This is a genomic window from Cupriavidus sp. GW822-FHT02D05, from assembly GCF_058802485.1.
In genome coordinates this window covers 1-20,737 of record NZ_JBXAOE010000048.1, presented here as the reverse complement: position 1 = coordinate 20,737, position 20,737 = coordinate 1, and the positions used below count along the sequence as shown (strand labels likewise).

Here is a 20,737-nt window from a genome sequence, read left to right as displayed (position 1 = left end):
CCTGCTGGTCGTGGTGCTCCTGCGGCCAGCGGCTATGAGATCGAGGCCAGAGGCAGGTTCAGCAGCAGATTCTGCGGCTTCACCTTGAGGACCCCGGCCTCGTTCATCGCCGCCGCCAGGTAGACGGGCCGGCCAGCCACATCCGGGCGCACCACGGATGGATCGGCAAAATCCAGCCGGAACAGCGACAAGATGCGCCGCTGCCGCTGCGGCTCCAGTTCCACGCCGCGATACAGGTCATTGAGCAACAGCGTGGCCTGCGCGTCCAGCCCGATATGCCAGGCCCACTGCCGGTCCTCGATCGCGGAGAGCGGCATCACCATCACCTCCACCCCGAAGAAATGCCGCACCCAACGCGCGAGCACGCGGCTGAACGCAGCCAGCGCCGCGCTGCCGCTGGCGAAGCGGATCACCGTGTCGTGGCGCTCGCTGCGTCCCCAGTAAGCCTGCGCGTTATCGCGATCCAGCACATCCAGTTCCACCTTGCGCGCCGGGACCTGCGCTTCGGCCAGCATGCGGCCTAGCTCGCCGTAGACACTGCCCGACGCGTGCAGCTCGACGGTGTCGGCATCGGCCAGCATCACCCCGCCTTCCTGCAGCGAGACCTTCTGCGCGCGGGAGAACAACTCCGCGGCGCGCCACTCCATCGGATCCGGCTTGTCACTGTCATGCAGGATGCCGTGCACGATCAGGTGCGCAAGCTGGTCGATAAAGACCGGCGGCACCCTGACGTTGCCCTCGCGGAAAATATCCAGATAGGCCGCCTCGATGGTCGGCGCGGCAAGCAGGCGCTCGCGCATGGCCAGCACCACGGCGTAGTTGTCGCGGGCATCGGGGTCTTGCAAGGCGGCAAGCTCGCTGGCCGGCACGGCCCGCCGTGGCTCGGCGATCAACGCAGCATGCAGCGCTCGCTCGGCGTCGCAAGATTCGTCCACCGGTGCTACCTCCGGGCGGCGCCACCACATCCGCAGCAGGTGGTCGCTGGCCAGCAGCTGGCCGTCACCGTCGCGCGCAGCGGAGTCGAAGCCGGAATGGGGCCAGCGGGCGGGGATGGATTCAACCATGGTGGGTTAGCAAACAAGGGGAGCCTCAGTATCCCATAGGCCGCGGCAGCGAGCCCCTTGCGCCTTGGCAGAAAAGAACCAGTTTCCTGGCGCGCGGCCATTGCGCGGCTCGCTTGGGAGAACCCGCACAGACCGCACTTGATTGCCGAGCGCAATACTCCGACCAGAGTATGTACGCTGCAAACCGCCCGCGCAGATACTCTCCCTCCTGCACAATTCACGGGGCGAACCATGCACTTCAGCGCCAGGGCTGACGCCAATCACGCACGGCAACACCCGTCCCAGCGCGGACAGTCACGCCACTTTGCCGACATTGATCAGTTGCTGGGCCCGCGAGAACAACGCTACTTCGGATCCGGATTCAAGCGCGTCCAGTATCGCGTGATAGCGCCCTGCACCGACATCGCAGCGCTGCCATGCCAGGGCAAGGTTGCGGTCATCTATCCTCAGGACTGGTCCAGGAAGTCCACCGGCGCTACGGCGCCGCCGCATCTCTCGACAGTGGACGCAACCCATCTGGGCGCGGTGCTCTCCGAGTGGGCGGTAGCTCAGCGATTCTCGACAAGTCCGTCCGAGCCTGAAGTGCTGATCAATCGCTGTGAGATTCGCAGTGGAAATGCACCCGATGAACAGCTCGACGCCCTGCCTTATGCCATCCATCGCATTGTCACCGAGCCGCTCAAGGATCGCCGCTCGCTCTACCGCTTTTCCACGCGGATTGAACTGCAGCTTGGCGGCATGGAACTGGCGGTGACCCTGACCCACAACGGGCAGCCGCGCAACGATGCGACACACGTCGACAACACCGGAATGCTCGAACACGATGCGCCGCAATCGGTAGCCGGCAGGCTGGCGATCGGCGGCGTCTACGGGATCGATCTGCACCATCTCATGCTCAGTCCCGACGACGGCCATGCCATCGCGGAGACCATCTTCAGTGCCCCTACATCCGTCTACCGAACGCTTTCCAATGTGGAGTTCGTATTGGCTTGCGCCCAGATGGCGCAAGCCGTCATCTACCAGAAAGACAGGATTTCACGAACCCGGAGCAATACGCTCTGGATGCGGGATTTCATTATCAGCACCGCCGTGCCCTGCAAGGTCCGCCGCCAGCAATTGATCGAGCTGCACACGTTGAGCCACAAGCGCAGGCGCGCGAATGGATGCAATTGGTCCGTCTTCCGCTTCCTATGCCAGCTTGGCACAATGACCGCCACCTTCACATTCGCCCACCACCTCCCCGCGACGGAAGAAGATGCCCCGCCTGCGAGCAGGGACTGACATGCGCATCGTGATCTCCGGCACTTACTCCACCGGCAAGTCGACCACGACCGATGCCCTGGGTTACCTGACCGGCATTCCCCGCACCAATGCCCGCACCATGCGCGAAATCATGCCGGAAGCGCTACCGGGCAAGGTGCTTGAACAGTGCAGCATTCCCGAACTGATGGAACTCTGCCTGTGGCGGTTCAAGGAGCGTGTCGTGTCCGAGCACCTGTGCGGAGACACCTACATTTCGGACGGCTCCTGCCTGCACGAGTGGATCTATGCCCGAGGCCGCCTGATCGCGGGGATCAATCCCGCCAATGGGCCACTAACCCGCGGCCTGCGCAAGCTACTGGGCTTGCGCTATCGCCCCACGCATGAACACATCTTTGAGCGACTCATGCACGCGGTGGAGGCGCACGCCCGCGCCTCGTATGAGGAGGTGATCCACCTGCCGATCGAGTTCCCGATGACCGACGACGGCCATCGCCCCGTCTCGGAAGCGTTTCGCCGCATGACGGAGCGCATGTTGCTGGAGAGGTTGCAGGCGCTTGGCATTCCCTGCCGCGTGGTGGGCGGATCGATCGAACAGAGACTCGCGCAAATTACAGCGCTCTATGGATGGCCGCACCTATGCAGCATCCCCGACGCCATCGCCATGGCCCGCGCCAACGCGGCACGCATCGAGCAGGAGAGCAACGCCCGCCATCAGTCGTTCCGTGAAGGCATGGACTGGCGCCATCGCCTGGTGCGCGGATTGAGCACCTTGTAGAGCATTCACAACGCCCAGCGGGCCGAGGCCGAGTCTTCTGCCTTCCAGTTTCCCACCGCCAACAACGCAAAAAGGAGTTCCCCATGCCCAGGATTGCCATCGTCTATCAAAGTAACGCAGGCCACACCGCCGTGCTCGCCCATGCGGTCCAAGTGGGCGCGCAGTCGATCGCCAACACAACCACAAGCCTCATTCCTGTCTCTGAGGTGAACAGCCGCTGGAGCGAACTCGACCAGGCCGACGCAATCATCTTTGGCGCCCCCACGTTCATGGGGAACGTCCCTGCCGACTTCAAGCGATTCATGGATGACTCCTCCGTCGTCTGGGCGTCGCAGGGCTGGCGTAACAAGCTTGCGGCCGGGTTCACTTGCTCGGCATGCTGGAGCGGGGACAAGCTGAACACCCTGATGCAAATGACGATCTTTGCCGCGCAACACGCCATGATCTGGGTACCGCTGGGTACGATGCCCGGCTATCACACCAGCCAGGGAACCCCGCGGGACCTGAACCGGGTCGGCGGCTTCCTGGGCGCCATGGCCCAGGCCAATGCGGACGAATCGCCCGATGTCGCTCCGCCGCAATGCGATCGCGATACGGCTCAGGCACTGGGCAAGCAAGTCGCCGAAATTGCCACCCGGTTCATCTACGGCACGCGCTGATTGAGCGCGGGCCAAGTTCGAGAATTATCCGCTTGACCCGAGGACATGCCCGGACGATGATTTCCGGGTACTTCGGCGCCGGCACCAGCGGTTGTGGCATGCGCCTCCATAACGATCGGCGGACACGACACATCGCTCACCCGGCGCGCGCTCCGTCCCTACCCATCCAACCCACCGTGCGCATCCAATGCGCAAGGGCAGGTGCTTAAGGAGCGACAACGATGGACATGCATGCGTCTGCGCTTTATGTGAAAGCACCTTCCAGCCGTGGCCGGGAGATTCAGCAGTCCATGCGGTCCGCCGCGATTGCGGATCCGGATAGCTTCCTGCACTGGTCACGCACCTGGCTCAATGAACTGATCCCGCACCAGATGTCCGCATTCGGCCTGACCACCAAACATACCTTGGGGGTCAGGCCACTCGAAACGTTCACCTTTCGCGTGCCGGAGGCCTACCTGCAACAGGTTACGCGTAGCCCAGGCGTGGGCTGCCCGGTTTTTTCGCACTGGATCCTGGCGCGCACTCCTCAGTTTTTCTGCCCGGACATGGCCGGCGAGAACGTGGCATTGGCGTCGTTATTCAAGCAATACGCGCTTGGCAATCTTTTTCTCCACGGGCACGTCGATGCGGACCGCGGGCTGGCGTCTTATTTCGCGCTGTTCGGCGTGGATACGGCGCGCCGCGCTCACCACGAGCACCATGCCGAGGCGGTTGCCCTCGGGGTCCACGAAGCTCTCGTCAAGATCCATCATCTCAGAGGGAGCGGCAATCCCGCGAGCGCGGCCGTACGATCCCTCACCAAAGCGGAGCAAGCGGTCTTCCATTGGCTCCGCCAAGGCAAGACCAACTGGGAAATCGCACGTATCCTCAACAAGAGCGAGTGGACGGTGAAGACCCAGGTTCAACACATCCTGCGCAAACTGGATGCCAGGAACCGGCAGGTGGCGATATCCCGCTAAGTGGCCGTTTCATGAAGCGAAGCGGTTCTGGCTAAGCGCCCTGGCTGGACATTACCGCCTGCCGCAAACGCGCCACGCCTTCCACGATCTGCGTATCGGACGCGGTGGCGAACGATAGCCGCAGCGCGGCCGAGCGCTGTCCGTCCACGCCAAAGCTGGCGCCCGGCACATACATCACGCGCGCCGCGATGGCGTGCGGCAGCAGGCTGGCCGCGTCGGCCACGCCGTCGATCTCGCACCACAGGAACATGCCGCCTTGCGGGGTTTCGCAGCGCAGCGCGGAACCGAACGCATCGGCCAGGGCCTGCACCATCAGGTCGCGCTTGTGGCGGTAAAGGTCGATGATGCGCGCGGTCTGGCGGGGCAGCAGGCCGTCCGCCAGGCAGCTTGCCATGGCGAGCTGCAGCCACGGCGAGGTACACAGATCGCAGACTTGCTTGGCGATCACCGCGCGCCGCAGGATTTCGGCGGGCCCGGCCATCCAGCCTAGGCGCAGCCCGGGCGCCATGGTCTTGGAGAAGCTGCCGAGATAGATCACCCACGGTGTCAGCGCGGGCTCCTGCGCGGCCAGAGACAGCAGCGAGGGCAGCGGCTCGCCGTCAAAGCGCAGGCTGCCGTAGGGATCGTCTTCCACCACCACGATGCGGTGCTGCGCGGCGAGCGCGAGCACGGCGCGGCGGCGCGCCAGCGCCAGCGTGCGCCCGCTCGGGTTGGCGAAGGTGGGCACCAGGTAGAGCAGGCGCGGCCGTTCGGCGTCGGGGCAATCCGCCAGCATGGTGGCAAGGGCCTGCACGCACAGCCCGTCCTGGTCGGAAGGGATGGCGCGCACGGCGGCGCCGGCGAGCCGCAGCGCCTGCACGGCGGCGGGATAGGTCGGCGTTTCCACCCACACCGGCGTGCCCGGCGCGACAAAGGCCTGCACCAGCAGGTCGAAGCCTTGCTGCGAGCCCGAAGTCACTACGACCTGCTCGGGCGGCAACGGCGCGCCGCGCTCCGCCATCAGCGCGGACAATGCCTGGCGCAGCGCGGGCATGCCCTCGGTCGGCCCATACTGCAGGCATTGCGCGGGATTGGTGGCCATGACCTTGGACGCGGCATCCTGCAGCGCGGTGGCATCGAAGCTGGCCGGCGAGGGATAGCCACCCGCGAACGAGATCATGTCCGGCAGGCTCATGTAGGGAAACAGCTCGCGGATGGGCGAGCCTTGCGGCTCCCGCATGGCCGGCGCGAACGCGTAAGGATGGACTGGCGTGCTCATGAGAGGCTCGGTGTGGGATCAGTCGATCGGTCGATCAGTCGATCAATCGACGGTGGCGCCGGAGAGCTTGACGATCTCGCCCCACTTGCGGCGATCGTTGCGCACCAGTTCGGCGAACGCTTCCGGCGAGTTCGGCGCCAGCTCGGCGCCCTGCTCGCGCAGCTTGGCCTGGATGGCGGGATCGCTGGTGGCGCGTGCCAGGTCGCGGCTGATCTTCTGCGCAATCGCGGCGGGCAGGCCCTTGGGCGCAAACAGGCCGAACCACGGGCTGGCGTCGAAGCCTTCGACCGGCCCGGCCGCTGCCACGGTGGGCACATTGGGCAGCGCCGCCGAACGAGCTGCGGAGGTAACCGCCAGCGCCTTGAGCTTGCCGGCACGGACGAACTGGATCGATGCGGGCAAGTTATCGAACATCACGTCGACGCTGCCGCCCATCAGGTCGGCCAGCGCCGGGCTGCTGCCCTTGTAGGCAACGTGGCTCATCTGCGTACCGGTCATGCGCTGGAACAGCTCGCCCGCCAGATGGGTCGACGTGCCGTTGCCGGCCGAGGCCATGTTGACCTTGGCGGGATTGGCCTTGAGGTAGGCGATGAACTCCGCCAGCGTGGTCACGCGGGCGCGCTCGGCAAATGCCGGCGAGATCACCACCACGTTGGGCACCTTGGCCACCAGCGAAACGGGCACGAAGTCCGCCGCGGCGTCGTAGGGCAGCTTCTTGTACAGCGTGGGATTGATGCCGAACTCGCCGACCGAGCCCATCAGCAGCGTGTAGCCATCCGCCGGCGACTTGGCCGCCACGCCGGTGCCAACGATGCCGCCGGCGCCAGGACGGTTGTCCACCAGCACCGGCTGCTTCCACATCACGGTAAGCTGGTCGCCGATCATGCGCGCCACCATGTCGGTGGTGCCGCCGGCCGGATACGGCACGATGATGCGGACCGGCTTGTTGGGGAAGTCGTCCGCATTGGCCGTGGCCGCGGTCACGGCCAGCAAACCCATTGAAATGCCGCAATGGCCGATGATGCGAAGCAGTCGATTCATGCCGGTCTCCTCGTTTCCTTATTGGTTGTGATGTCCCGTCTCTGGTCTCTTGGGGGGCGGGGAACGCCGGAAGGCCTATAGGCAACATTCCGGGAGTTCGGCATTTTTAGTCATCAACTTTTTTACATCAAGCGAGATTTACGCATAGGATGATGACTTTCATGCATCAAACTGGGGTGCCAGTGAGATGCCCAAGTCAACCGCCCCCTGCCACTCGCCCCATGAGCGCCTCCCGCATTCCCAGCCTCAGCAGCCTGCGCGCCTTCGAAGCCGCCGCCCGACACCAGAACCTGCGCCGGGCCGCGGCGGAACTCTGCCTGAGCGAGAGCGCCGTCTCGCGCCAGATCGCCACACTGGAAAGCCAGCTCGGCGTGGCGCTGTTCCACCGCGCCAACCAGCGTGTCAGCCTGACGCCGGCCGGATCGCTCTACGGCTACCAGGTACGGGAAAGCCTGCAAAAGCTGCAGCGCGACACGCTGGACATCATGGCGCACGAGGGCGCGGGCGGTATCGTGGAACTGGCCTGCGTGCCGACCCTGGCCGTGGAATGGCTGATCCCCCGCTTGCCGGCGTTCTACGCGCAGCATCCACAGGTGGTGGTCAACTTCAGCGCGCAAGCGGATGTGTTCCTGTTCGACGGCACGCCGTACGACGCTGCCATCCACTACGGCGAAGCCAACTATCCGGGCGGCCGCGCCGACCCGCTGTTCGATGAAGAATCGGTGCCGATCTGCCATCCTGAGCTGTTTGCCGGCGAAGGGCCGGTCAGCGCCCAGCGCATCGCGCAGGCGCCCTTGCTGCACCTGTCGACGCGCCGGCTGGACTGGAAGAACTGGATGGAGGCGGCCGGTGTGGGCGACGTCAACGCCATGCGCGGCACGCGCTATGACCACCACAGCATGGTGATCAGCGCCGCCCGCGCCAAGCTGGGCGTGGGCCTGGTGCCGCGCTTCCTGGTGGAGGAGTACCTGGCGCTGGGCCTGCTGGTGATGCCGGTGGCGCAGGCCATGCGCTCGCAGCGCGCCTACTACCTGGTGGCGCCGGACTCGCGGCCAATGAGCGATGCGATGTCGCGCCTGCGGACCTGGCTGCTGGCGGCGGCGCAGGATTTTGCCGCGCGGCAGGCCTCGGGGCGGGCCCCGGGGCTTGCACAGGACGTTTAATCAGAAAATTTGAATATCGAATACGATACAGGGACCCTTATCGATCCCGTACCAGATCTATCCTTTGTCACATGGAGACGGAACATGTTCTCCCAATTTCAACAAGGCAGATAGATCATGAGAATTACCACCGCCCGCCTGTTCCTCGCTGCCGCCATCGCCGGCACCGCCCTGCTCTCCCTGAACTCCGCCTTTGCCGCGGACGCTCGCGGCACCCACGCCGGCGACAACTACGGCTACGTGCACCGCTCGGCCGACGCCTATACCGATGGCGCGCGCAAGGTCGACGCGTTCAGCGACGGCGCCCGCACGGTCAAGCACGACTATCCGTTCGGTTTCTCCGTGTGAGCATCAAGCAAGCGCTGCACGGAAAGCACAGACAGCACAGACTGCACAGACAGCAGGAACGCATCATGACCGTCAAAGACACCGCCCTGATCCTCGCCGGATGGATCGCCGCCTGCCTGGGCAGCGGCTACCTCGTGAGCTTCGCCGCGCAGGCGCTGCAGCGTTAGGACTGACACGCTTGCGCGCCTGGGCGGTTAAGCGCTTGCAAGGCAAGCGCCGCGCATTTGGCATGATTCCGGTTGAATCCGCACCGTGCATCTGCCACAAGCCTGCTCCCGCCTGCTACCGCCCACTTAGCCCTTCACGTTGGCAGCCTCCAGCACTTCGGCCAGCTTGCGCCCGGCGTCCAGCGCCGCCGGAAAGCCACAGTACACCGCGCTGTGCACCACCAGTTCACGCAATTCCAGCGGCGTCACGCCATTGGCCAGGGCGCCGCGCAGATGGCCGGTCAGTTCCTGCGGCCGGTTGAGCGCGATCAGCATCGATACCGTGGCCAGGCTGCGCTGCTTGCGGTCCAGGCCGTCACGCGTCCACACCGTGCCCCAGGCGAACTCCGTCACCAGTTGCTGCAGGCCGACATCGCCCTGCTGTTGCGCGGCGTCGAACGCGCGCTGCACGTGTTGTTCTCCCATGACTTCCGAACGTACCTGCCGGCCGGCTTCGAAGGCCGGCGTTTGCGCGTAGGCGGCGGGATCTTGCCTGGCTTGCGTCATCTTGCTATCTCCTGTGATTGCATGGGTCATTGGGCAGGCACGCCGCGTCCTGGCGGATACGCGGCGCCTGCGGCCTACGGCGTTGCCCCTTACTTGAACGGTGTCTGCAGGATGCCCATCACGGTACGGATGCCATCGCGGTAATTGCCCAACCGCATGTTCTCGTCGTAGCTGTGCTGGTTATTGTCCGCATTGACCAGCGGCACGATCACGAACGGCGCCTGCAGCGCCTGCACCGCCGCGCCGGTCGGCACGGTGCCACCCATCATTCGGATCTGCACCGGCGCTTTGCCGTAGGACTGTTGCATAGCCTGAGTGAGCCACCGGCTGATCGGCGCCGACAGGTCCGTGCGCGCGGCGGAGCTGGAGGCCGAGACCTCGCCCGCGGTGACCGAAGCAAGCTTGGGATAGCGCGCGCGGTCGTCGTCGGTAGGCTCGCCCTTGACCAGGTGGTAGCCCTGTTTTTCCACGTGCTGCCTGACGAGGCCGAACAGGGATTGCGGGCTGGTCTCCGGCACGGTGCGGATATCGATTTCGGCCACCGCCACTTCCGGAATGATGGTGCGGGCCTTCTCGCCCACGTCGCCGGCGGCCATGCCGCGCACGTTCAGCGTGGGGTACTGCATGGCCTCCTGGTAGTTGGCGCCAACGCGCTCGGCGCGCGCGATGCCCAGGCGGCGGCGCAGCGCGGCCTCGTCGTCTGGCACGGCGGCCATGATGCGGCGCGCGCGTTCATCGATCTTTACCGGCTTGTAGTAACCGGCAATGGTGACGCGGCCGTCGTCGTCCTTCATGGTGGCGAGCAGGTTTGCCAGCCGCTGCGCGGGGTTGGCGGCATAGTTGCCGTAGTGGCCGCTGTGCAGGCCCTGGCTGGCGCCGAATACCTTGAGCTGCACCAGCAGCACGCCGCGGTTGCCGAAGATCAGCGTGGGCTGGTTGCTCTGGTGCATGGGGCCATCGAAGATCACCATGCCGTCATTGCGCAGCAGCGCCAGGTTGTCCGCGATCACCTTGCCCAGCGACGGCGAGCCCTTCTCCTCCTCGGAATCCAGCAGCACCTTGATATCGACCGCCGGGTCCACCCCGGCGGCCTTGAGCGCATCCATGGCGGCCAGGAACATCACGATGGGGCCCTTGTCGTCGGACGACGAACGCCCGAACACGCGCCATTCGGGATCGACCTGGCCGGCGTAGAGTTTGTCCAGCGGCAGCGTTTCCCACTTGCCATCGGCGCTGCGCGCCTTGAGCGTAGCCTCCCACGGGCTGGGCTGCGCCCATTGCGACGGCGTTACCGACTGGCCGTCGAAATGCATGTAGAACAGCACGGTCTTACGCGGGCCAGCGCTTTGCTGCGTGCTGGCGGGGTATTCGGCGTAGACCATCGGCTTGCCGTTATTGGGCAGCTCGCGCGCCTGGAAGCCACGCCGGGCGAAGGCCTTGACCAGCCAGTCCGCGTTCTTCTGGATATCCGCCGGCACGGTGGCGTCGTTGGGCAGCGCCAGCAACTCGACCCATTCGCGGTAACTGCGCGCCGCGGCCTGATCGGCGTGCTGCTGCAGCTGCACGCCGTCGAGCGTGGCGGCGTGCGCGCCAGCGGCCAGCAGCATGGCGCCGAGGGCGCTGCACACGGTCGCGCGGACAGCGCTGCGCAAGGGGGACTGGAAGGTATGGGAATGGGTATGCAGGGGGGCGCAATGCGGCGCGCTGCCAGGCGCGCGGGCAAGGGAACGTAGTCTCATGGCTCTTGTTGGATAGGAAAGTGCATGGCGACGGATACGACGGGCGGGCCGCGAGACAGCCGCGCGGCCCGCACCCGGCAGTCTGAACCGCTACATGCAACTTGTCCACGCACGGCGCCCCTGGCGGCGCGCCTTCATCGGGCCCGGCAGCGCGCAGGCACCTTCAGGGACCCTGCTCATCGGGCGACCGGGAAAAGCCCTCCTCGCGGCGCGCAATGGCACTGGCCAGCCCGAATTCCATGGCAAAAAGCAGGATCAGCGCGAGCATGGCCAGCGCGCCGATCGCCAACCGATAGTAGATCCACATGGCGGCAAGCCGGAACATCCGACAGAGTTGTCCTATCTGCAGCGTAGATTTCCCCGCATCAAAAAGGCGCTGAGATGCCACGGCACGGTGCAAAAAAACCGTCAAAACGGGAAATTGGAAGGCTCATGGAAGGTGCCGGCGATTGCGCCCGGACTTGATCTGGATCCAGGCAAGGTTGCCCGCAGGGTGCCATGATGACAGTAGTGACCGCCCCCGAGCCACCCGGCGGGGGCCGCCATGCCGACAACGATCACAGCCACTACAGGAGATAGCCGCCATGACCAACATCGTGCTCGCCACCGACGGTTCGCCCTTTTCCGACGCAGCCGCTCGCTTTATCGCCGAAGGCAAACTGCTGCAAAGCGGCTTTACCGTGCATGTGGTCCATGTGACGCCCGATGTCACCGGACAGGTACGCGCCTTCGTCAGCAAGGAAACCATCGACGCCTGGCATCAGGAAGAAAGCGGTAAGGCCATGCAGTCCGTGGCCGACATCCTCGGCGCCGCGGGCATCGCCTTCGAGCAACATGCGCTGCACGGCTTTGCGCCGGAGCGCATCGTCGCCTACGCCGCCAGCGTGGACGCACGCGGCATCGTCATGGGCACGCACGGCCGCGGCTCGTTCTTCGATGCGGTGATTGGTTCGGTGGCGGGACGGGTGCTGGCGCACGCCCCGTGCCCGGTCGTCCTGGTCAAGGCCCCGGGCAAGAAGTAAGGCAGCCGGCCTGGGCTGGCCGGCGCCGGGTCAGACCGGCCAGAGCGGCGGCTCGTCCATCAGCGCGACCTGCTCGCGCAGCTCGAGGATGCGGTCCTGCCAGTAGCGGGCAGTCCCAAACCACGGGAATGCCGCCGGAAAGGCCGGATCGCGCCAGCGGCTGGCCAGCCAGGCGCTGTAATGCAGCAGGCGCAGCGTGCGCAGCGCCTCGATCAGGTAAAGCTCACGCGGCTGGAATTCCGCGAAATCCTCATAGCCGGCCAGGATGTCGGCCATCTGGCCCTGCTGGGCGGCGCGGTCGCCTTCCAGCAGCATCCACAGATCCTGCACCGCCGGCCCCATGCGGCTATCGTCGAAATCGACAAAGTGCGGCCCGGGTGGGCGCGAACCCGCATGCGACTCCTCGATCCACAGCACATTGCCGCGATGGCAATCGCCATGCAGGCGCAACTGCGCGACATCGCCCGCGCGCTCGAAGCAGCGGCGAGCGCCATCCACGGCGAGGTCGGCAACCGCCTGCCAAGCCGGGCGCAGTTCCAGGGGAATACAGTCTTGCGCCAGCAGCCAGTCGCGCGGGGCCACCCCGAAGGTGTCCACGTCGATGGTGGGGCGTGCCTGGTAAGGATGCGTGGCGCCGAGCGCATGGATGCGGCCGATGAAACGGCCAAGCCAGGTCAGCGTATCGGCACGATCCAGCTCCGGTTCGCGCCCCCCGCAGCGGGGAAACACCGCGAAGCGAAAACCCGCATGCGCCAGCAGCGTGGCGCCGTCGCGCGCGATGGCCGGCACCGCCGGAATCTCGGCGTCGGCCAGTTGCCGCACGAAAGCATGCTCTTCCAGGATGGCGGCGTCGCTCCAGCGGCCGGGGCGGTAGAACTTGACCACCACCGGCGCGCTGCCTTCGATCCCCACCTGCCAGACCCGGTTCTCATAGCTATTGAGCGCCAGCAGGCGGCCATCCGGCTCGAACCCGGCGGCCTCCATGGCATCCAGCATCAGGTCCGGCGTGAGGCTGGCGTAGGGCACGCCATCGCCATCGATGGGCGTGCCGCCGTCGCCGGGCACCTGAAGGTCAAACCCTGAACTGGACATTGCGCGTGGCAGCCGTTGGGGAACGTTATGGAGTTAGCGCGTGGGCTTGGCGCGCTGGCCGCCCAGCAGCGCGGCTTGCGGCGCCGGACGGCGGCCGCGTGCCGCCGGATCCTGTCCGGTGCGCGGCTGCGCGGCGTGGGTGTTGGCACCGGCGCGGTTGCCGTTGACATCGCCATTGCGATCACGGTTGCCATTGCCATTGCCAGCGGCACGGTTGCCGTTGGCCTCGCCGGTGCGGTTGCCGTTGGCCTGACCGTTACGCGGGTTGCCTTGCCCAGCCGAAGCCGGGCGGCCGCTGCCCTGCGCCGGGCGCTGGCCCGGTGCCTGCGGCGCGCGGCGCTGGCCTTGCCCATCGGCCGCGGCCGGAGCCTGGCCGCGGCCTTGCGGCGCGCGTGCCGGACGTTGCTGGCGCTCGCCAGCTTCCGCTGCCGGTGCACGGCCGCGCGGCTGGCCGCCGGCGGGTGCCTGGCCGCGGCCACGGCCGCCACCACCGTTGCCCTGGCCCTGGCCGCGTGCCTGCCGGCCCTTCTGGATCGGCTCGGCCGGAATGCTCGGATCGACCTCGAAGCCCGGCAAGATGGTTTGCTCGATCTGGCGCTTGATCAGCCGCTCGATATCGCGCATCAGCGAGATTTCATCCACGCAGACCAGCGAGATCGCCTCGCCCTCGGCGCCGGCGCGGCCGGTACGGCCGATACGGTGCACGTAGTCTTCGGGCACGTTGGGGAGGTCGTAGTTGACCACGTGGGGCAGTTGGTCGATGTCGATGCCGCGCGCGGCGATATCGGTCGCCACCAGCAGGCGCAGCGTGCCGGCCTTGAACTCGGTCAGCGCGCGCGTGCGGGCCGACTGGCTCTTGTTGCCGTGGATCGCCAATGCCGACAGGCCGTCCTTGTCGAGCTGCTCGGCCAGGCGGTTGGCGCCGTGCTTGGTGCGGGTAAACACCAGCACCTGGTGCCAGTCGTTCTCGCGCACCAGGTGGGCCAGCAGTTCGCGCTTGCGCTCGCGGTCCACCGGGTAGACGCGTTGCGCCACGGTTTCGGCCGTGGTATTGCGGCGCGCCACTTCAATGGAAGCGGGGTTGTCCAGCAGGCGGTCGGCCAGGCCACGGATCTCGTCGGAGAAGGTGGCCGAGAACAGCAGGTTCTGGCGCTTCGGCGGCAAGACGTTGAGGATCTTGCGGATGTCGTGGATGAAGCCCATGTCGAGCATGCGGTCGGCTTCGTCCAGCACGAGCATTTCCACGTGCGACAGGTCGATGGTGCGCTGGGACAGGTGATCGAGCAGGCGGCCGGGCGTGGCCACCACGATATCGACACCACGCTTGAGCTGTTCGATCTGCGGGTTGATGCCCACGCCGCCGAACATCACCATGGAGCGCAGCTTGAGGTACTTGCCGTAGTTACGGACGCTTTCTTCCACCTGCGCCGCCAGTTCGCGGGTCGGGGTCAGGACCAGTGCGCGCACCGGCAGGCGCTGTCCACGCGCGGGTTCGCGGCCGGCCGAGGATTCGGACAGCAGTTGCAGCAGCGGCAGCGTGAAGCCGGCCGTCTTGCCGGTGCCGGTCTGCGCGCCGGCAAGCAGGTCGCCCCCTTTCAGGATGGCGGGAATCGCCTGCGCTTGAATCGGAGTCGGCGTGGTATAGCCCTGTTCGGCCACGGCACGCATAAGCTTGTCGGACAAGCCAAGTTCGGAAAAAGACATGAATTGACGCTTCGGCCGCCCTTTGCGCATGTGGTGCGCCAATCGCGGGGGCGACGTGAGTGAGAAAACCGAAAACCGGAAATACCGACCGGCGAAGCGAGGCGACTGCCCCCGCTTCTTTAGGAGGAAAGACCGCTAGTGTACCAGCCTGGCGCTTTCACGCGCGCGCTGCGCCCCGAGGGACGCGCGCGCCGCTGCGCTATGATGGCGGCCATCCCCCGCCTGGCCCCTGCCTGGGTGAGCCCACGCACCGCGCGGGCGCGCGCCAGCCCGGCCCAGCCCATCCCAGCCCCCGGATGCCGACACGATGCGGTTCAGGTTCATCGAAGACCAGGAAGTCACCCTCTTTACTGCCATCCCGGTAGGGATTGCCGCGGCCATCGTCACCACCCTGTTCAAGGAGGCGCTGGACGCAAGCGGCTATGTGATGTTTGGCACGCATGCCGATATCGTCACGGTATTCGCGGGCCTCGCCCTGATCTGGCGGGTGGCGATCCCGACGCTCGGCGGCGTGATCGCGGGCTTGCTGCTGACGGCGGCAGCCAAGCTCAACGCCGCGCAGCCAGGCGTCTCCGACTATATGGAGGCGGTTGCCAGCGGCACCGGGCGCCTGCCGGTGCGCATCACCTTGCTGCGCGCGCTGTCTTCGTTCTGCTCCATCGTCACCGGCAGCTCGGTGGGCAAGGAAGGCGCGATGATCCAGCTCGCGGCCCTGTGCGGATCGGTGTTTCCGTCCGCGCGCGGCGGCAGCGGGCCGGATGGCGACACCAACCTGCGGCGCATGCTCACGGCTTGCGCGGCGGCCGCCGGGCTGGCCTCGGTGTACCACACGCCGCTATCGGCGGCGGTCTTCGTGGCCGAGGTGGTTTTCGGCGCAGTGGCAGTGCAGCGCCTGATGCCGCTGTTCCTGGCTTCCGTGGCGGGCACGGTGGTCAGCCAGTTACATGGCGGCCTGCAGCCGCTCTACCCCGGCCTGACCGTGCCCGCCGACCTGCTGCATCCGCCCATGCTGCTGGCGGCGGTCTTGCTCGGCGTGCTGGCCGGCGTGTCCGGCGCCCTCTTCATGCGCGCCTCCAGCCTGGCCAAGGGTGCCTTTGCCCGGGTGCCGGGCGGCCTGGTGCCGCGCCTGGCGCTGGGCGGTGCGATGGTGGGCGTGTTGGCGATCTGGGTGCCCGAGGTGGTCGGCAACGGCTACTACACCATCCAGTCGATCTTGCAGGCGCACCCCTTGAGCGTATCGCTGGCGGCGGTGTTGCTGGCCAAGCTGCTGGCCACCGTGCTCAGCATGGGCTCGGGTGCGGTGGGCGGCGTGTTCACGCCTTCGCTGTTCGTCGGCGCGGCGCTCGGACAACTGCTGGCACCCGCCGTGCCAGGCGGCAGCGGCGCGCCGCTGCTGCCGCTGGTTGGCATGGCCGCCTTCCTGGCCGCCACCAGCCAGGCGCCGCTGATGTCGGTGCTGATGGTGTTCGAGATGACGCTGGCCCCGGCGCTGCTGCTGCCGGGCATGATCGGCGCTGCGGCGGCCTACTACACCGCATCGCGTTGCCAGACCTTGTCCTTGTACAGCGTGGTGGCAGAGCGCACCCAGGCATCCGCCGCCGCGGAGCGCGCGCGGGCGCTGACGCTGGCCGGGCTGTGCGACGCCACCGACACCGTCATCGGCCCCGAGGCCACGCTGGAGCAGGCCAGCGACAAGTTCGCCGAGACCGGCACGCGCTATCTTTATATGATTGGGCCGGATGGCTGCCTGCTGGGCGCGCTGTCGATCCATGCGGTGCAACGTGCCCTGCGCGAGCGGCCGCACGCGGGCCTGCTGGCACTGTGCGAACGCGATTTCCCCACCCTGACGCCGGAGTCGCGGCTGCCCGACGCGCTGCGGCTGTTCACCCATCACGCGCTCAACCGGATCCCGCTGATCCGCGATACGGCCGGGCGCGAGCTGATGGGCACGGTCTCCAAGCAGCGTGTGCTGCAGGAAGCATCCGGGCTGTTCTAGCGCCGCGCGGCCGGCGGGCGACCGGGTAGAATATTAGGTTGCCCGGCCCGCGCCACCGGGGAGAAGACCCGAATCGCTTTCGTTTTCCGCTTTCGTTATCCGCTTTCTTTTTCCGAACCGTTTCTGCCGGAGCCTTCATGCCAGCCAACCGTGCCGCGCGCCCTGCCTTTTTCGCTTTGGTCCGGGCCACCTTGCTAGCTGCATCGCTTGTTTTGCCCGCCGCGCTGCTGCCGGCAACGGCGTATGCGCAGCAAGCGTTGCGCGTGATCCCCGCGGACGCGGCCAAGGCCAAGCTGGTGCTCGCCGCGCAGTCGCCCAGCGCGCCACAGTCGGCCACGCTGGACGGCAAGACCGTTGGCGTGGCGCCGGGCCTGCGGCTGTTCGGCACGGACAACCAGTTGCTGCCCATCGGGGCGGTGGCCGGCCAGAAGCTGCCGGTACGGTTCAAGCTCGACCTCTACGGCCAGTTGCTGACGGCCTGGGTGCTGACCGAGCAGGAACAAAAAGCAGCGCAATAGTCGTAGTCCGGGGCGCGGCGACGCGCCGAGGCCCGGATATCTTTCGCCCCCATAAAACCCTGATGCCCCCAGGTCAACCACTGAGATCGGCACCATGAAAAAAGTCTTCGTCAAAACCTACGGCTGTCAGATGAACGAGTATGACTCGGACAAGATGGTCGATATGCTCCATGCCACCCAGGGCATGGAGAAGACAGACACGCTGGAAGAAGCGGACGTCATCCTCTTTAACACCTGCTCCGTGCGCGAGAAGGCGCAAGAGAAGGTGTTCTCCGAACTGGGCCGCCTGAAGGCGCTCAAGGCCGTCAAGCCGGACCTGGTGATCGGCGTGGGCGGCTGCGTGGCGAGCCAGGAAGGCGCCGCCATCGTCAAGCGTGCGCCCTATGTCGACGTGGTGTTCGGCCCGCAGACGCTGCACCGCCTGCCTGACATGATCAACCGCCGCCAGCAGACCGGCCACTCGCAGGTGGACATTTCCTTTCCCGAAATCGAAAAGTTCGACCATCTGCCGCCGGCACGCGTGGAAGGCCCGAGCGCCTTTGTCTCCATCATGGAAGGCTGCTCCAAGTACTGCAGCTACTGCGTGGTGCCCTACACCCGTGGCGAGGAAGTCTCCCGCCCGTTCGAGGACGTACTGGCGGAAGTCGCCGGGCTGGCCGAGCAAGGCGTGCGCGAAGTCACGTTGCTGGGCCAGAACGTCAATGCGTATCGCGGCGCCATGGGCGGCACCAGCGAGATCGCCGACTTCGCGCTGCTGATCGAATACGTGGCCGAGATCCCCGGCATCGAGCGCATCCGCTACACCACCAGCCACCCGAAGGAGTTCACGCCGCGCCTGATCGAGATGTACGAGCGCTGCCCGAAGCTGGTCAACCACCTGCACCTGCCGGTGCAGCACGCTTCAGACCGCATCCTGATGGCGATGAAGCGCGGCTACAGCGTGCTGGAATACAAGAGCATCATCCGCAAGTTGCGCGCGCTGCGCCCGGACATGTCGCTGTCATCCGACTTCATCATCGGCTTCCCCGGCGAGACCGAGGCGGACTTCGACAAGCTGATGGCGATGATCGAGGAGATCGGCTACGACACTTCGTTCTCGTTTATCTTCAGCCCGCGCCCCGGCACGCCGGCGGCCAGCCTGGCCGACGACACGCCGCACGAGGTCAAGCTGCGGCGCCTGCAGCATCTGCAGGCCACCATCGAGGAGAACGTGCAGCGCATCAGCAAAGGCATGGTCGGATCGGTGCAGCGCATCCTGGTGGAAGGCCCGGCACGCAAGGATCCAACCGAGCTGCACGGCCGCACCGAGAACAACCGCGTGGTGAACTTCGCACTGCCCGGCGTGCCCCAGGCCAGGCGCGACCGCATGGTCGGCGAAATGGTGGATGTGGCCATCACCGAAGCCTTCCCGCATTCGCTGCGCGGCGAAATCGTCGTGCGCCAGTAACCCACGCCCGATGCAGCCCGATGCAGCCACTCGTACCCAGATGAAAATCCCTTCAGCCGAATTCGTCGCCCCCAAGGACGACAACGCCCGCCTGCAGAACCTGTGCGGGCCGCTTGACGAGAACCTGCGCCAGATCGAGCAAGCGCTCGACGTCACCATCCAGCGCCGCGGCCATCGCATGACCGTGCGCGGCGCCTACGCCCGCGACGCCGCGGCGGCCCTTGAGCGCTTCTACAACAACGCCCGCACCGCCCTGTCGATCGACGACGTGCAGCTCGGCCTGGTCGAGGCGCGCCAGGTCGCCGCGCACGGCGGCTATGTGCCCGACGGCGCGAGCGCGGATACCGGCAGCGACGATGACGAATCCCCCGTGCTGCACACGCGCCGCGCGGGCCTGCACGGGCGCACGCCCATGCAGCGCGACTACCTGCGCAACGTGCTGGCGCACGACCTGACTCTGGGCATCGGCCCGGCCGGCACCGGCAAGACCTACCTGGCGGTGGCCTGCGCCGTGGACGCGCTCGAGCGCGACTCGGTCAAGCGCATCGTGCTGACGCGACCGGCGGTGGAAGCCGGCGAACGCCTGGGCTTCCTGCCCGGCGACCTGGCCCAGAAGATCGATCCTTACCTGCGGCCGCTGTACGACGCACTCTACGACCTGCTCGGCTTCGACCGCACGCAGAAGATGTTCGAGCGCCAGATGATCGAGGTCGCGCCGCTGGCCTATATGCGCGGGCGCACGCTGAACCACGCCTTCATCATCCTGGACGAGGCGCAGAACACCACGCCCGAGCAGATGAAGATGTTCCTGACCCGGATCGGCTTTGGCTCCAAGGCGGTCATCACCGGCGACACCACCCAGATCGACCTGCCACGCGGGCAGAAGAGCGGGCTGGTGGAAGCCCAGCACGTGCTGCGTGAAGTGCGCGGCGTGGCCATGACCCGCTTTACCAGCACCGACGTGGTGCGACACCCGCTGGTGGCGCGCATCGTCGATGCCTATGACGAATATCACGCTCAACACCGAGACGCTTAATCAAACGCCCAATCGTGAACGCAAAATCCTCCTCCCCCGCCAGCCTGATCCTGTTCGACGCCGAAGGCCGCGCGCGCAAGACCCAGGCACACGCCCTGCGCGTGCAACTGCCTGACGGCCGCAGCATCACCGTGGACCTGTCGCAAGCCGCCGACGGCGTCGTCGCGCTGCTGGCCGAGCACACCGACGACCGCCAGCAGGCCGGCCTGCTGGTGCGCCCGGACAACCACGACGCCTTGTCGGTCGCCGTTACCGCCACGCCTACGGTCACCACCACCGGCACACCCGCCACGCCGCCATCCCTGGAACTGGCACTGCAATATGGCGAAGGCATCAAGGGGCAGCGCGGCCTGCCGACCCAGCGCAAGGTCCAGACCTGGGCCAAGTCCGCGCTGTACGCCGATGCGACGCTCACCATCCGCTTCGTGGGCGAGGAAGAAGGCCGCAGCCTGAACCGCAGCTACCGCGGCAAGGACTACGCGACCAATGTGCTGACCTTCGCCTATGCCGAGCACGAGTCCGACCCGGTCAGCGGCGACATCGTCCTGTGCTGCCCGGTAGTGGAGCAGGAAGCCCGCGAGCAGAAAAAGTCGCTTGAAGCGCACTACGCCCACCTGATCGTGCACGGCGTCCTGCATGCGCAGGGCTACGAGCACGAAGAAGATGGCGAAGCGGAAGAAATGGAAGCCATCGAGACGGAAACGCTGCAAGCCCTAGGCTTCCCGGATCCGTACCTGGCAGACGGCAACATCAAAATCAAGGACTAGGTGTAGCCGTGTGACCCGCCCCCAGGCGGCGAACACCCCAGCGCGATGCGAAGCGAGCCGTCAAGGTTCACCTAGGCCGTATGGGGCGCCTCGGGCTTCGGCGAAAAGAGCGGAAACGAGGGACCCATGTCTGAGTATCGCCTTAAGGCGATGCGAGTTTGGGTCCCGGCCGC

The 20,737-nt window shown here is 66.4% G+C and carries 20 protein-coding genes; 12 read left to right on the top strand and 8 right to left on the bottom strand.

Going from position 1 to position 20,737, the window contains the following annotated elements; translation table 11 throughout:
* Positions 1 to 32: 32 nt before the first annotated feature.
* Complete coding sequence (locus AC1RQK_RS37815) at positions 33 to 1,064, bottom strand: DUF6352 family protein (RefSeq protein ID WP_492814579.1); 1,032 nt, start codon at positions 1,062 to 1,064, stop codon at positions 33 to 35.
* 231 nt (positions 1,065 to 1,295) lie between these two features.
* On the opposite strand from AC1RQK_RS37815, the gene AC1RQK_RS37810 reads away from it, so the two are divergent.
* The 4 genes from AC1RQK_RS37810 (at position 1,296) to AC1RQK_RS37795 (ending at position 4,720) form a co-directional block, all read left to right on the top strand.
* Positions 1,296 to 2,345: an AvrD family protein gene (locus tag AC1RQK_RS37810; protein ID WP_492373770.1), complete on the top strand. Its 1,050-nt coding sequence runs from the start codon at positions 1,296 to 1,298 to the stop codon at positions 2,343 to 2,345.
* A 1-nt stretch (position 2,346) separates the two neighbouring features.
* Positions 2,347 to 3,102, top strand: a complete 756-nt coding sequence (locus tag AC1RQK_RS37805; RefSeq protein ID WP_492373769.1) for an AAA family ATPase — start codon at positions 2,347 to 2,349, stop codon at positions 3,100 to 3,102.
* 83 nt (positions 3,103 to 3,185) lie between these two features.
* Positions 3,186 to 3,761 carry a flavodoxin family protein gene (locus AC1RQK_RS37800; RefSeq protein WP_492373768.1) on the top strand — a complete coding sequence of 192 codons (576 nt, stop codon included), beginning with the start codon at positions 3,186 to 3,188 and terminating at the stop codon, positions 3,759 to 3,761.
* 221 nt (positions 3,762 to 3,982) lie between these two features.
* Complete coding sequence (locus AC1RQK_RS37795; RefSeq protein WP_492373767.1) at positions 3,983 to 4,720, top strand: helix-turn-helix transcriptional regulator; 738 nt, start codon at positions 3,983 to 3,985, stop codon at positions 4,718 to 4,720.
* A 31-nt stretch (positions 4,721 to 4,751) separates the two neighbouring features.
* Here the strand turns inward: AC1RQK_RS37795 and AC1RQK_RS37790 are convergent, their stop codons facing one another.
* A complete protein-coding gene (locus tag AC1RQK_RS37790; protein ID WP_492373766.1) occupies positions 4,752 to 5,978 on the bottom strand; it encodes an aminotransferase-like domain-containing protein in 1,227 nt (408 codons plus the stop codon).
* Between the two features lie 42 nt (positions 5,979 to 6,020).
* A complete protein-coding gene (locus tag AC1RQK_RS37785; protein ID WP_492373804.1) occupies positions 6,021 to 6,977 on the bottom strand; it encodes a Bug family tripartite tricarboxylate transporter substrate binding protein in 957 nt (318 codons plus the stop codon).
* A 263-nt stretch (positions 6,978 to 7,240) separates the two neighbouring features.
* On the opposite strand from AC1RQK_RS37785, the gene AC1RQK_RS37780 reads away from it, so the two are divergent.
* Together AC1RQK_RS37780 and AC1RQK_RS37775 are read left to right on the top strand one after the other, a co-directional pair.
* A complete protein-coding gene (locus AC1RQK_RS37780; RefSeq protein WP_492373765.1) occupies positions 7,241 to 8,182 on the top strand; it encodes a LysR substrate-binding domain-containing protein in 942 nt (313 codons plus the stop codon).
* A gap of 117 nt (positions 8,183 to 8,299) precedes the next feature.
* The gene (locus AC1RQK_RS37775; RefSeq protein WP_150993073.1) at positions 8,300 to 8,530 is read left to right on the top strand and encodes a hypothetical protein; all 231 of its coding nucleotides are present in this window, start codon (positions 8,300 to 8,302) and stop codon (positions 8,528 to 8,530) included.
* 293 nt (positions 8,531 to 8,823) lie between these two features.
* Here the strand turns inward: AC1RQK_RS37775 and AC1RQK_RS37770 are convergent, their stop codons facing one another.
* The 3 genes from AC1RQK_RS37770 to AC1RQK_RS37760 form a co-directional block, all read right to left on the bottom strand.
* The gene (locus tag AC1RQK_RS37770; RefSeq protein ID WP_492373764.1) at positions 8,824 to 9,243 is read right to left on the bottom strand and encodes a carboxymuconolactone decarboxylase family protein; all 420 of its coding nucleotides are present in this window, start codon (positions 9,241 to 9,243) and stop codon (positions 8,824 to 8,826) included.
* 89 nt (positions 9,244 to 9,332) lie between these two features.
* The gene (locus AC1RQK_RS37765; RefSeq protein WP_492373803.1) at positions 9,333 to 10,850 is read right to left on the bottom strand and encodes a M20/M25/M40 family metallo-hydrolase; all 1,518 of its coding nucleotides are present in this window, start codon (positions 10,848 to 10,850) and stop codon (positions 9,333 to 9,335) included.
* Between the two features lie 295 nt (positions 10,851 to 11,145).
* A complete protein-coding gene (locus AC1RQK_RS37760; protein ID WP_492814575.1) occupies positions 11,146 to 11,307 on the bottom strand; it encodes a hypothetical protein in 162 nt (53 codons plus the stop codon).
* 259 nt (positions 11,308 to 11,566) lie between these two features.
* Between AC1RQK_RS37760 and AC1RQK_RS37755 the strand changes: the two genes are divergently transcribed.
* Positions 11,567 to 12,004 carry a universal stress protein gene (locus AC1RQK_RS37755; protein WP_183034476.1) on the top strand — a complete coding sequence of 146 codons (438 nt, stop codon included), beginning with the start codon at positions 11,567 to 11,569 and terminating at the stop codon, positions 12,002 to 12,004.
* A gap of 30 nt (positions 12,005 to 12,034) precedes the next feature.
* On the opposite strand, the gene AC1RQK_RS37750 is transcribed toward AC1RQK_RS37755, so the two are convergent.
* Positions 12,035 to 13,096 (bottom strand): serine/threonine protein kinase, encoded by a 1,062-nt coding sequence (locus tag AC1RQK_RS37750; protein WP_492373762.1) that lies wholly within the window; start codon positions 13,094 to 13,096, stop codon positions 12,035 to 12,037.
* Between the two features lie 33 nt (positions 13,097 to 13,129).
* A complete protein-coding gene (locus tag AC1RQK_RS37745) occupies positions 13,130 to 14,800 on the bottom strand; it encodes a DEAD/DEAH box helicase (RefSeq protein ID WP_492373761.1) in 1,671 nt (556 codons plus the stop codon).
* Positions 14,801 to 15,107: 307 nt separating this feature from the next.
* Between AC1RQK_RS37745 and AC1RQK_RS37740 the strand changes: the two genes are divergently transcribed.
* The 5 genes from AC1RQK_RS37740 to ybeY all read left to right on the top strand — a co-directional run bounded on the left by AC1RQK_RS37740 (position 15,108) and on the right by ybeY (position 20,564).
* The gene (locus AC1RQK_RS37740) at positions 15,108 to 16,796 is read left to right on the top strand and encodes a ClcB-like voltage-gated chloride channel protein (protein WP_492373760.1); all 1,689 of its coding nucleotides are present in this window, start codon (positions 15,108 to 15,110) and stop codon (positions 16,794 to 16,796) included.
* 137 nt (positions 16,797 to 16,933) lie between these two features.
* The gene (locus AC1RQK_RS37735; protein WP_492373759.1) at positions 16,934 to 17,314 is read left to right on the top strand and encodes a hypothetical protein; all 381 of its coding nucleotides are present in this window, start codon (positions 16,934 to 16,936) and stop codon (positions 17,312 to 17,314) included.
* 94 nt (positions 17,315 to 17,408) lie between these two features.
* Positions 17,409 to 18,761, top strand: a complete 1,353-nt coding sequence (miaB, locus tag AC1RQK_RS37730) for a tRNA (N6-isopentenyl adenosine(37)-C2)-methylthiotransferase MiaB (RefSeq protein WP_492373758.1) — start codon at positions 17,409 to 17,411, stop codon at positions 18,759 to 18,761.
* A 40-nt stretch (positions 18,762 to 18,801) separates the two neighbouring features.
* Positions 18,802 to 19,797, top strand: coding sequence for a PhoH family protein (locus AC1RQK_RS37725; RefSeq protein ID WP_043343789.1), 996 nt, complete (start codon positions 18,802 to 18,804; stop codon positions 19,795 to 19,797).
* A 14-nt stretch (positions 19,798 to 19,811) separates the two neighbouring features.
* Entirely contained in the window at positions 19,812 to 20,564 is a 753-nt protein-coding gene (ybeY, locus tag AC1RQK_RS37720; protein WP_183034470.1) for an rRNA maturation RNase YbeY, read from the top strand.
* The last annotated feature ends 173 nt before the right edge of the window (positions 20,565 to 20,737 follow it).

What these genes read in the sequence shown, in the direction of transcription:
- AC1RQK_RS37760 (WP_492814575.1), bottom strand. Translation starts at nt 11,307, where the DNA reads ATGTTCCGGCTTGCCGCCATGTGGATCTACTATCGGTTGGCGATCGGC.
- AC1RQK_RS37795 (WP_492373767.1), top strand. Translation starts at nt 3,983, where the DNA reads ATGGACATGCATGCGTCTGCGCTTTATGTGAAAGCACCTTCCAGCCGT.
- AC1RQK_RS37810 (WP_492373770.1), top strand. Translation starts at nt 1,296, where the DNA reads ATGCACTTCAGCGCCAGGGCTGACGCCAATCACGCACGGCAACACCCG.
- AC1RQK_RS37755 (WP_183034476.1), top strand. Translation starts at nt 11,567, where the DNA reads ATGACCAACATCGTGCTCGCCACCGACGGTTCGCCCTTTTCCGACGCA.
- AC1RQK_RS37770 (WP_492373764.1), bottom strand. Translation starts at nt 9,243, where the DNA reads ATGACGCAAGCCAGGCAAGATCCCGCCGCCTACGCGCAAACGCCGGCC.
- AC1RQK_RS37800 (WP_492373768.1), top strand. Translation starts at nt 3,186, where the DNA reads ATGCCCAGGATTGCCATCGTCTATCAAAGTAACGCAGGCCACACCGCC.
- AC1RQK_RS37750 (WP_492373762.1), bottom strand. Translation starts at nt 13,096, where the DNA reads ATGTCCAGTTCAGGGTTTGACCTTCAGGTGCCCGGCGACGGCGGCACG.
- AC1RQK_RS37815 (WP_492814579.1), bottom strand. Translation starts at nt 1,064, where the DNA reads ATGGTTGAATCCATCCCCGCCCGCTGGCCCCATTCCGGCTTCGACTCC.
- AC1RQK_RS37775 (WP_150993073.1), top strand. Translation starts at nt 8,300, where the DNA reads ATGAGAATTACCACCGCCCGCCTGTTCCTCGCTGCCGCCATCGCCGGC.
- AC1RQK_RS37735 (WP_492373759.1), top strand. Translation starts at nt 16,934, where the DNA reads ATGCCAGCCAACCGTGCCGCGCGCCCTGCCTTTTTCGCTTTGGTCCGG.
- AC1RQK_RS37765 (WP_492373803.1), bottom strand. Translation starts at nt 10,850, where the DNA reads ATGCTGCTGGCCGCTGGCGCGCACGCCGCCACGCTCGACGGCGTGCAG.
- AC1RQK_RS37790 (WP_492373766.1), bottom strand. Translation starts at nt 5,978, where the DNA reads ATGAGCACGCCAGTCCATCCTTACGCGTTCGCGCCGGCCATGCGGGAG.
- AC1RQK_RS37785 (WP_492373804.1), bottom strand. Translation starts at nt 6,977, where the DNA reads ATGGGTTTGCTGGCCGTGACCGCGGCCACGGCCAATGCGGACGACTTC.
- AC1RQK_RS37745 (WP_492373761.1), bottom strand. Translation starts at nt 14,800, where the DNA reads ATGTCTTTTTCCGAACTTGGCTTGTCCGACAAGCTTATGCGTGCCGTG.
- AC1RQK_RS37780 (WP_492373765.1), top strand. Translation starts at nt 7,241, where the DNA reads ATGAGCGCCTCCCGCATTCCCAGCCTCAGCAGCCTGCGCGCCTTCGAA.
- AC1RQK_RS37740 (WP_492373760.1), top strand. Translation starts at nt 15,108, where the DNA reads ATGCGGTTCAGGTTCATCGAAGACCAGGAAGTCACCCTCTTTACTGCC.
- miaB (WP_492373758.1), top strand. Translation starts at nt 17,409, where the DNA reads ATGAAAAAAGTCTTCGTCAAAACCTACGGCTGTCAGATGAACGAGTAT.
- AC1RQK_RS37805 (WP_492373769.1), top strand. Translation starts at nt 2,347, where the DNA reads ATGCGCATCGTGATCTCCGGCACTTACTCCACCGGCAAGTCGACCACG.
- AC1RQK_RS37725 (WP_043343789.1), top strand. Translation starts at nt 18,802, where the DNA reads ATGAAAATCCCTTCAGCCGAATTCGTCGCCCCCAAGGACGACAACGCC.